This window comes from Mesorhizobium sp. WSM3864 (genome assembly GCF_002294955.1).
In the GTDB taxonomy this organism is placed as follows: Bacteria; Pseudomonadota; Alphaproteobacteria; order Rhizobiales; family Rhizobiaceae; genus Mesorhizobium.
Map to the genome: position 1 here is coordinate 1 of NZ_NSGD01000043.1, position 9478 is coordinate 9478.

The 9478-nt window shown below is 62.7% G+C and carries 9 protein-coding genes and 4 pseudogenes; 7 read left to right on the forward strand and 6 right to left on the reverse strand.

What is annotated here, in order from left to right:
- From CK215_RS30265 to CK215_RS30280, 4 genes and pseudogenes are all read right to left on the reverse strand, one after another.
- Positions 1–189, reverse strand: a pseudogene (locus tag CK215_RS30265) (cytochrome); the annotation flags it as partial.
- 9 nt (positions 190–198) lie between these two features.
- Positions 199–1224 carry an ATP-binding protein gene (locus tag CK215_RS30270; RefSeq protein WP_095833125.1) on the reverse strand — a complete coding sequence of 342 codons (1026 nt, stop codon included), beginning with the start codon at positions 1222–1224 and terminating at the stop codon, positions 199–201.
- 3 nt (positions 1225–1227) lie between these two features.
- On the reverse strand, positions 1228–1920 hold the full coding sequence (locus tag CK215_RS30275; RefSeq protein ID WP_095780028.1) for a response regulator transcription factor: 693 nt from the start codon (positions 1918–1920) through the stop codon (positions 1228–1230).
- Between the two features lie 67 nt (positions 1921–1987).
- Complete coding sequence (locus CK215_RS30280) at positions 1988–2500, reverse strand: Spy/CpxP family protein refolding chaperone (protein ID WP_095780027.1); 513 nt, start codon at positions 2498–2500, stop codon at positions 1988–1990.
- 509 nt (positions 2501–3009) lie between these two features.
- Here CK215_RS30280 and CK215_RS32195 point away from each other — a divergent pair.
- The 4 genes and pseudogenes from CK215_RS32195 to CK215_RS32210 form a co-directional block, all read left to right on the forward strand.
- Positions 3010–3771, forward strand: a pseudogene (locus CK215_RS32195) (IS256 family transposase); the annotation flags it as partial.
- Positions 3772–4038: 267 nt separating this feature from the next.
- The gene (locus CK215_RS32200) at positions 4039–4425 is read left to right on the forward strand and encodes a hypothetical protein (RefSeq protein ID WP_245322534.1); all 387 of its coding nucleotides are present in this window, start codon (positions 4039–4041) and stop codon (positions 4423–4425) included.
- A 90-nt stretch (positions 4426–4515) separates the two neighbouring features.
- On the forward strand, positions 4516–5064 hold the full coding sequence (locus tag CK215_RS32205; protein ID WP_245418875.1) for a tyrosine-type recombinase/integrase: 549 nt from the start codon (positions 4516–4518) through the stop codon (positions 5062–5064).
- 385 nt (positions 5065–5449) lie between these two features.
- A complete protein-coding gene (locus tag CK215_RS32210; RefSeq protein WP_245322529.1) occupies positions 5450–5869 on the forward strand; it encodes a tyrosine-type recombinase/integrase in 420 nt (139 codons plus the stop codon).
- On the opposite strand, the gene CK215_RS30310 is transcribed toward CK215_RS32210, so the two are convergent.
- Complete coding sequence (locus tag CK215_RS30310) at positions 5856–6155, reverse strand: hypothetical protein (protein WP_176477790.1); 300 nt, start codon at positions 6153–6155, stop codon at positions 5856–5858. The two genes, CK215_RS32210 and CK215_RS30310, sit on opposite strands and share 14 nt — an antisense overlap.
- Before the next feature lie 178 nt (positions 6156–6333).
- Here CK215_RS30310 and CK215_RS30315 point away from each other — a divergent pair.
- The 3 genes and pseudogenes from CK215_RS30315 to CK215_RS30325 all read left to right on the forward strand — a co-directional run.
- Positions 6334–6542: pseudogene (locus CK215_RS30315) on the forward strand (aldehyde dehydrogenase family protein); the annotation flags it as partial.
- A 37-nt stretch (positions 6543–6579) separates the two neighbouring features.
- Positions 6580–7284 carry a tyrosine-type recombinase/integrase gene (locus tag CK215_RS30320; protein ID WP_245322522.1) on the forward strand — a complete coding sequence of 235 codons (705 nt, stop codon included), beginning with the start codon at positions 6580–6582 and terminating at the stop codon, positions 7282–7284.
- 110 nt (positions 7285–7394) lie between these two features.
- Positions 7395–7850, forward strand: a pseudogene (locus tag CK215_RS30325) (transposase); the annotation flags it as partial.
- Between the two features lie 542 nt (positions 7851–8392).
- Here the strand turns inward: CK215_RS30325 and CK215_RS30330 are convergent.
- Positions 8393–9478: thioesterase domain-containing protein (locus CK215_RS30330; RefSeq protein WP_245418876.1), on the reverse strand; the 1086-nt coding region annotated here is incomplete at its 5' end.

The following is a 9478-nucleotide window of genomic DNA, read 5'->3' on the forward strand; positions in this document are numbered from 1 at the left end:
CGGGCCGGAACGCCGCGTTGGACAGCGCCGCCTTGGCCTCGTCGTAGCCTGTCACCCACCAGCCTTCGTGCCCGGACCGGAAGCGCACGCGGTGGATCGGCCCGTTGGTGCGTAACGCCAACATCTCGGGCGAGGGCTCGATGTGATCGACGCGCCACATCGCAGCGTCGGCAAGGGTTGTTCGGGCATGGTGGCACTTCACTCTCTAAGCGACGGAAGGGCGGAAGCTGAGCGGCCACTTTCACAAGGATATGCGCCGGCCATATCAAGATACGCCGGAAAGGTGACGACAAAGCAGGCGCCGGCGCCGGAGGGCGATTCGTGGTGCACGGTTGCGCCGTGACGCAATGCGATCTTACGCACCAGCGACAGGCCGAGGCCCCAGCCGCCGGCCGTCTCGCTGCTGCCCTGTGGCCGGAAGAAGGGCTCGAAGACACGCTCACCGCTTCCTTCCGGCAGGCCCGGCCCGTGATCGCACACCTTGAGCACCACCGAACCGCCTTCGATCCCCACATGCGCGCTAACCGGCGGGCGGCCATGTCTCTGCGCGTTCTGCATGAGATTGCGAACTAGCCGCATGAGCAGCTTCGGGTCTCCCACGACGACGCCAGGTTCGCCTGAGACGTCGACGCCGAAGCGTGCGCCTTTTTCGGCCGTTAGCGCCAGTAGATCCACCGGCTCTACCTGCTCCAGCTTCTCGATGTGGTCGAGCCGGCTGGCAAGCAAGATTTCCTCCACCAGCGCATCGAGTTCGGCGAGGTTGCGCACGATCTCATCGCGCATCGGGCCGCTTTGTTCGTTGGCGATGAGGTCGATCGCCACGCGCAGCCGCGCAAGCGGCGAGCGCAACTCGTGGCTGGCATTGGCAAGCAGCGAGCTATGCGCGGCAAGCAGCCGCTCGATCTGCTCGGCGGCGCGGTTGAAGCTCGCCGCCACCGCCGCCACCTCGTCACTACCGCGCACGGCGACGCGCGTGTCGAGAGCGCCTGCGCCCCAGCGATCCGCGCCCTTGCGCAATGCCTCAAGGCGGCGTGTGAGATGACGCACGACTGGAAAGGCGACAAGCCCTATCACCGCGGCGATCAGCGCGAAAAAGCCTGCCGGGCCGAACGCGGCACTTTCGAGTTCCTGGCCCACCTCTACGAAGATCGCGCTGGCGATCGTCACTGCAGCGAGGCTGATGAGCACGGTGAGATAGATCTTGACGAAAAGGCTGTTGCGCATGGCTTATCTGTCATCGTCCTGGCAACGGGCAAAGACATAGCCTACGCCGCGTACCGTAATGATGCGGCGAGGATCTTTCGGATCGGTCTCGATCGCGGCGCGGATGCGCGAGACATGCACGTCAATCGACCGGTCAAACGCTTCTCCCTTGACAATGTCCATGAGCTGCTCGCGCGACAGCGTGCGCCCGGGACTTTCGGCGAACGCCACCAAGAGATCGAACTGATAGCTGGTCATCGGGCAGTCGCGCCCCTCGACGCGGGCCGAACGCGAGGCAGGGTCGATTTCCAGCCGTCCGAAGCGCATGATGCGCGGCGAGGTGTTCGCGCCGGCGTTACGGCGGCGCAGGATGGCCTTCAACCGCGCCAGCAACTCCCGCGAATTGGACGGCTTCGACAGATAATCGTCGGCGCCTATTTCCAGCCCCACGATGCGGTCGGTTTCGCCGCCTCGCGCCGTCAGCATCAGAACCGGCACGTCGGACTTCGCGCGGATGCGCTTGAGCGCCTCGAAGCCGTCCATGTCAGGCAGCATGACATCGAGAACCACGGCATCGGGCGACAGCCGCGCGATCTCGGCAAGGCCTGCGCCCGCCGTATCCGCCGTTACCACACGAAGACCGTTGCCCGTCAGATATTCCGCGACCATGGCGGACAGGCGCTTATCGTCGTCGATGATGAGAACCTGGTCCGCCATGCTCGTTTGTCTGCTCCGATTCGAACCTGTGCCGGTACAGAGCTTACCAGCGTCGGTGGCTGCGATCCTAGAAGAGTTCGAACAGCTCCGCCCGCTGCTCGGCCGTCAGCACCGCGGCTGCGTCGAGCAGCGCCGTCGTCAGCTTGCGCGAGGCCTCGTCGACCGCCGCGACGCGCTCAGCGCGCAGCTCCTCCGCCGCCTCGCGGTCGAGGGTTGCGGCGCCGAGCAGCTTGGCGAAATCGTCTTGCGCGTGGTGGAAGCCGCGTATGATCGGGCGGACATCGTGATCGAGCTTGTCCATGATCGCCTCCAACTTGTCTTCCTGCTCGGGTGTGATGTCGATATCATCGAGCATGCACTCTAAGTGATGCCTCAACCCAATTTCGTAGCTGAAGTTGGCCTGCATGTGCATGTCGGGTCCGCCGTGGCCCCCGTCCATGCCGAAGCGCTGCATGCGCCCGCAATCCTGGCTGAGCGCGCCAGTGACGCCGACGGCGGCAAGCGCTACTATCGCAATGCCGCCTATGGCGATGCGCTTGCCCCAGCCCTTCTTCTGCGTGGTGTCGTGATCGTACGTCATGATGGTCCTTTCGCTACTGCGGCATCTCTGCCGCGACTGGGCCAATCTGAGAGCCCAATGTTTCGGCTGTTGCGGGCGAATGTAAAGTTGTGTGAAGCCGGCAAGGCGATATTGCGGCGGGAAGCGCGGGAGTGCCGCGGAAGGTTCTCCACCCTACCTGAAACCCTGGGTCTTGAGCTCGATCTGATCGATGAGCCGTGAGGATCAATCTCTACGGTCTGGGAACAGGAAGGATGCGCGACGAGCAGACGTTCCAATGATGCGTCTTTGAGCGGCTACGTTTGGGGCCGTTGATCGGGATAGGGGGACGCCTCGCCGCGCCGACCCTCCCACACCACGGATACACGGATCACGTCCCAGGGCGGGTCGACCGGATTAAGCTCAGATAGATAGTGTCCTGAAGGTTCTACAAAAAGTTCTGGAGAGAGACCAGCCCTTGCCCTGAGGCGAGGCGGCCATGGCACGCTGGTGACGTTGCGATCACCGATTCCCGTGGAAGGGTAAGTGCCATGACCAATCGAGAAATTAGACTGAGCAGAGGCGAGTTGAAAGCGTTGCTGTTGTCAGATGAGGACGGCTTTCGCAAGGTATTGCAGACTGTCGTGCAGGAGGCTTTGGAAGCCGAGATGACGGAGGCGATCGGGGTAGGCGAGCGGACGACGAAGCGGGTTGGTTAACGGTCCGGCTATTACGAACGCAAGCTTGTGACGCGGGTTGGCGTGCTGGAGCTCCGGGTTCCGCAGGATCGGGCCGGCCGGTTCTCGACGGAGTTGTTTGAGCGTTATTAGCGCTCGGAGAAGGCATTGGTGTCGGCTGGTCGAGATGTACGTGCAAGGCGTGTCGACCCGGAAGGTGAAGGCGATCACCGAGGAGCTGTGCGGCCATTCCTTCTCGGCCTCGACGGTAAGCCAGGCGACGGCGCGGCTGGATGAAGCCCTGAAGGCGTCCTTTGAGCAGCGGCCTGCCGAACCTTACCCGTACCTCATTCTGGATGCGCGCTATGAGCGGGCGCGCGAAGCCGGCGTGATCGCCAGCCAGGCGGTGCTGGTGGCGATCGAGGTCGACTGGGAGGGCCGGCGCCAGGTGCTCGGTGTCGATCTGGCCAACCGGGAAAGCCATTCGAGCTGGCGCGCGTTCGTGGCAGGGCTCAAGCGCGCGGGCTCGCCGGCGTCGAGTTCGTCGTCTCCGACGACCATCCGGGGCTCAGGGCGGCGATCCGCGAAGTCCTGCCCAAGGCAGTCTGGCAGCGCTGTTACGTACATTATGGCCGATGTCCGGATTATGGCGACCTTGGGGGTGGATGTCGGCTTCGGAGGCGGCGATCGCTGCTATGGGGTCGGCATAATCACCGGCGGTCTGACGGATCGTGCAAACTCTTCTTCTTGTTTCCAAAGAAGGGGATGCTTTCATGTCAATCGATCCGGTTCGCGTTCGCGTCCAGGGCCCGCTTGCCCCGTTTGCGGCTGGGTTTGCCGGCGAACTCGCCCGACAAGGCTATACGCTGCTTTCCGCTCGCGAGCAGATGCGGCTGGGCGCGATTGAGCCGCTGGCTCGCATTGGAAGGCATGGACGTGGAGGGACTGGGTGCGAGCGAGGTCGATCGGTTCGTCCGTACCCGTCGTGCCGCTGGCCCGCAACTCCGCTCGATCAAAGCATTGCAGCCCCTGTTGGCCTATTTGCAGTCTCGCGGCGTGGTGCTGCCGTCGCCCCGTGCACCCGACGATCCGGCAGATCAGCTGCTGGAACGATACCAACGCTATCTGGCGATTGAGCGCGGTTTGGGGATAGCGACCGCCGATGTCTATGCCCGGATGGTGCGCCCCTTTCTGCGTCATCGATTGTCGTCCGACGGGCGTGCCCTGGACCTTGCGGGTTTGGCCGCGACCGAGCCGTCACCTTTGTCGTGGCACGTTCCCCTCAGCTGAGCCGCGCGCGGCAAGCCTGACTGTAACGGCGCTGCGGTCGCTGCTCACGTTCCTTCATGTCGAGGGTCTCATCGCGCGATCTCTTGCCGCTTGCGTGCCCTCGGTCGCCGGTCGGCGATTGGCTGGGTTGCCAAGGGACTGGATTGCGACCAGGTTCAGCGCCTGCTGACGTCCTGCGGCCGCGATACGTCGAACGGCTGCCGCGACTTCGCGGTCCTGACTATGTTGGTTCGTCTCGGCTTGCGGGCGGGGGAAGTCGCCAAGCTCAAGCTTGACGACCTGGATTGGCGGACCGGTGAGATTCTCGTACGGGGCAAAGGAAGCTGCATCGAACACCTTCCCTTGCCGGCCGATGTCGGCGAAGCGGTAGCGGCCTATCTGCGCCACGGCCGTCCCCGGACCGCCCAGGGCCGGACAGTATTTGTGCGAGTCAGGGCGCCCCACGATGCCCTCACAAGCGCTGGCGTGTCGCAAATCGTGGCCGCCGCCGATTGCCGCACCGGGCTCGGCCGGATCCACGCCCACGCCTGCGCCATACGGCGGCGTCGGCGATGTTGCGCGCCGGCGCGTCGAACCGGAGGTCGGGCAGGTCCTGCGTCATCGCCGCGCCCTGACAACGGCGATCTATGCCAAGGTTGATCGCGAAGCCTGCGAACGATCGCCCGCCCTTGGCCGGGAGAGGTGGCATGAGCGCCTTCGCCAGGCCCTGGCCGATTACCTGGCCATGCGTCGCGCCCTCGGCTACACGCTTGTTCGGTCCGAGAAGCTTCTTGCCCAGTTCCTCACCTATCTCGAGGCGCAAGGCGAAGACCACCTGACCACCAAGACGGCCCTCGCTTGGGCGATGCTGCCGGCAGGCGCGGATCGAAGCTGGATGTCGGCGCGACTTTCCGTCGTTCGCGGCTTTGCGACCCATCTGCGCGGGATCGAGCCGGCAACCGAGGTGCCGCCGTGTGATCTGCTGCCGGGGCGATCTTGCCGAGCGACGCCCTACCTCTATTCGCAGGAGGACGTCATCGCCTTGATGACGGCAACCGCGGCCTTGCGCACGCCGCATCGGGAAGCAACCTACCGGACCCTGATCGGCTTGCTGGCCGTGACCGGAATGCGGGTTGGAGAAGCGATCGGCCTGGACCGCGACGACTTCGATGCGGTCGGCGGCGGCCTCACCATTCGCCGCGGAAAGTCCGGAAAATCCCGCGAGTTGACGTTACATCCGAGCACTGTTGCGGCCCTCGGCAATTATCTGCGCCGGCGCGATCGACCCCGCCGGCCGCCGAACACGCCGGCCCTGTTCGTCTCACCGGCCGGCACGAGGCTGCTCTATGTGAACGTTCAAAACACGTTCCAGAAGCTCGTCTGTCGCGTCGTTATCGCCCCCCGCTCGGCAGGTTGCCGACCACGGCTCCACGACCTGCGGCACGCGTTTGCTAAAGACGCTTGAGCGGGAGCGGCTGACCCATCAGACGGTTCGCTATCATCTCCTTGCGGAATGCGAGATCGAAGGCATCGTCGTTGCGCAGCAGGTCCTGGTAGTCTCCGTAGGGACCGCTGAGGAAATAGATCAGCCAGACCGAGCCAAACCCAGCGCTCTGCGCGGGCAGGCCAAGGCGATCGATAATGCCGTCCAGCTCCGCTCGCATGAAAGCGCCAAGTGCGAAAAGACGTTCATAGAAGCGCGATATTGTTATCTCCGCATGCGTGTCCGAGTTGTCTATCTCGGCGATCACGTCGGCCTCCACCTAACCTTGCCGAGTGGGGAAGTGCTCGTGGCCAAGGATGCAAACCGTCAGGACGCGGGATACCCGGCTGGCGAGAGCGCAGATCGGCTGGAATCCGGCCGACGGTGTAGAGCTGCCGCGCGACAAGGCAAGCTGCGGCAAAGCTCGAGCCGATTCTGATCACCACAAAGGCGTCATCAACATCCTGACCGGCGGGCCGGCGAGATCGGCGACGAGATCTGCGCCAACCCGCTGGTCAAGAAGATCACCTTCACCGGCTCGACCGAGGTCGGCCAGATCCTGATCCAGAAGTCGTCCGTCACCGTCAAGAAGGTGTCGATGGAACTCGGCGGCAACGCGCCGTTCCTGGTCTTCGACGACGCCGATATCGAGCGCGCGGACCCGGAATGCGCGGCTTGCCGCAATCCGGTCGTTGTTCCGGTTCGCCGCCCTTCGTTACCCCGAGTACGCCGCGACAATCGAAGGGGTGCTCGCGATTCCGCCTAAGCGTTTTGAGCGACGGCTTGTGACGTTCCTGACGGAGGAGGAACTCGATGTATTGCTGTCCGCCCCCGCGCGGTCGACCTACGCCTTGCTTCGGCTCGCCGCCCAAACCGGCCTGCGGGCGTCCGAACTGATCGGCCTTCACTGCGCCGATATCCATCTCGGTTCCGGCGCTCATGTCAGCTGTATCGGAAAGGGGCGAAAGCAGCGGATCACACCCCTTACCTCCAACATGGCCGCCGTGCTGCGCGTCGGGCTGGCCGAACGTGCCGGGCAGCCGGCCGATCCCCTCTTCCCTACACAGACCGGCAGGATGATCAGCCGCGACGCTCTCGAGCACCGGCTCGCGAGGTATGTCGAAATCGCTGCCAGAAACTGGCCGTCGCTGCAGCGGAAAAGGGTCACACTGCACACCTTGCGTCATACCGCGGCAATGCGACTGCTGCGTGCCGGCGTCGACACCTCGGTGATCGCGCTGTGGCTTGGCCACGAACAGATCGAGACCACCCACATCTACTTGCACGCCGATCTGGAACTTAAAGAACGCACCCTGGCGAAAACCACGCCGGCCAACACGGCGCCAGGACGCTACAGACCGCCCGACAAGCTTCTCGCTTTCCTCGAGGCGCTCTGATTATGCCGACCCCATCGCAGCGATCACCGCCTCCGAAGCCGACATCCACCCCCAAGGTCGGCATAATCCGGACATCGGCATAATGGACGTTATGCCGACGTCGGCATAACGTGCATTTTATGCGCAACGTGCTGGCGCATGCCGGCAAGAGCGGGCGCCGGGTCGTCTCGGCCTTCATCGCCACCGCGTTTGCCCAGGAGACGGCCGAGGCCGCAAGCGTGCAATGGCGCGCCGTTGCCGATCAGATCCGGCCGAAGGTACCGAAGCTCGCCGCCATCATGGATGAAGCCGAACACGATGTCCTCGCCTACATGACCTTTCCGAACGAGCACCGCGTCAAGCTTCACTCGATCAACCCGATCGAGCGGCTCAACGGCGAGATCAAGCGGAGGACGGAGGTCGTCGGCATCTTTCCCAATGACGATGCCATTGTCCGCCTCGTCGGCGCCCTGCTGCTTGAACAGAATGATGAATGGGCCGTGCAGCGGGCGCGCTACATGACCCTTGAGACCATCAGTCAGAAGAGCGATGATCCGCTCATCAGCCTGCCGGCAGTGGCGCGCTGATCATTCCGGCCCACGCCGGAGAGCACGGAGATCAAGGCCGTCAGCGACACCACGTCCGTGGACACGATCCTTCTGTATCGGGATATTAGTCAAACCTAGCACCAGAATATAAGATGGTTTTGCGGTGTCGTTGTCGCCGAGCGTTCGCTACAACTTCGCAACAGCTACATGCAAACGGATCCGTTGCGCGATGCCCAATTCATACTTACCAAGACCTTGATGCAGACGTTCCGTTCCGCTGGCGTCTCTCCTGCTCTCAATTGCCCATGTTCGGTGACCGGCCTTTGCTCGGTTTCTGCCACGGCCAGTCGAAGGCTAGGCCAGGCGCTTGGTGCCGTAAGATAGAAAGCGAGTCTTTCTAACCAAATTGGATTGTCATTGGGCAAAGGCCTTGCCCAGCGCCGAAATAGCAGCGGGCGTTCACCAAGCATGGCTGAGGGCTGCCACGCGGCCTGACTTGAAGGCGCCCATCCGACCCTGCTTTCTTTGAGGCGGTTCGGGGGAGAGTTTTGGGCCAGGACCGACGTGTTGTGGGGTCGCGACTACTCCGGCGCTGACTGCAAACTGTCCCCCACCTCAGTCTGGCGGTGGAGCCCGTTCGGTGATTTGCCGAAGGCCTTTGAAATGGCTTGAGCCAAAACTTTGCAGTTTCCCGGGTTCGCCACCATGCTCTCGTGACCGCCTGGAACCGGCACGGTATGAATGGCCGACGCATCCAAAACCCGGTCCCATCCCCGCATTGGCGACGTTGCGTATTGGTCTGTGGAGTTCTTGGCGTGTTCCCTCCGGGGAAGGTTAGTTTCAGTGGCATAAAACTGGTGTATTGTTACCGGCAAGGATGGAGGTTCATACCCCTGCAGCGCTACATGAAACCGAGCAATTTTTTTATAAATCACCGCATCGTTTTGCAGATCACGATTTAACGGGATCGCTCCGATTTGCTGCGCTTTCTCGAGCAGCTGGGCGATCGAGCTTTGTTCAGCGAAACGTTCGAGCTCTGCAAAGCGCTCGTCGTCCAAGCATTCGAGGCTTTCCAGAACCAGTTCGTTGGCGATTTGGTTGGATGACATGGTCGAGCCATTTGCAGGTAGCGCAACATCGATGAAGGCCAAGAACGAGACAGCTTCGCCTAACCTCCACAGGTGCGACGCAATTGCGTAGGCCAATATTCCGCCTGAAGAATACGCTGCGAGGCGATACGGCCCCGTCGGCTGGATTTCTTTCATCACCCCGATCGCCTGCGAGGCCATTTCTTCAAGAGTCGGGGCACACAATTCATTGAAATCCGGCCATGGTACCGCATAGACGGGACAGTCTATGTCCATTTCGCTTGCCAGCTTGACGGCGTAGGAACAATCGCCCCTCCCCGTCGGAAGAAAAAAGAGCGGCGGTTGCGATCCCGTCGCACGAATGGGGATCACTCCTGAATTGCTCGGCTGTGGTCCCAAATTGAGCTTCAACGCCAGATCCTTCAGAATGGGTGTCCGGAACAGATCGCTGGCGCTGAATTGCAGCCCAAGATTTGAGGCCCCACTGAGCAGCCGCACCGCCAGCAGCGAATGGCCGCCGAGCTCGAAGAAGTGGTCGTGGCGGCCGACCCGATCGAGCCCCAGAAGCTCGGCCCAGAT

Bases quoted from the DNA above. Each gene is read 5' to 3' on its own strand.
- CK215_RS30270 (WP_095833125.1), bottom strand. From the start codon at position 1,224: ATGCGCAACAGCCTTTTCGTCAAGATCTATCTCACCGTGCTCATCAGC.
- CK215_RS30275 (WP_095780028.1), bottom strand. From the start codon at position 1,920: ATGGCGGACCAGGTTCTCATCATCGACGACGATAAGCGCCTGTCCGCC.
- CK215_RS30280 (WP_095780027.1), bottom strand. From the start codon at position 2,500: ATGACGTACGATCACGACACCACGCAGAAGAAGGGCTGGGGCAAGCGC.
- CK215_RS32210 (WP_245322529.1), top strand. From the start codon at position 5,450: ATGACGGCAACCGCGGCCTTGCGCACGCCGCATCGGGAAGCAACCTAC.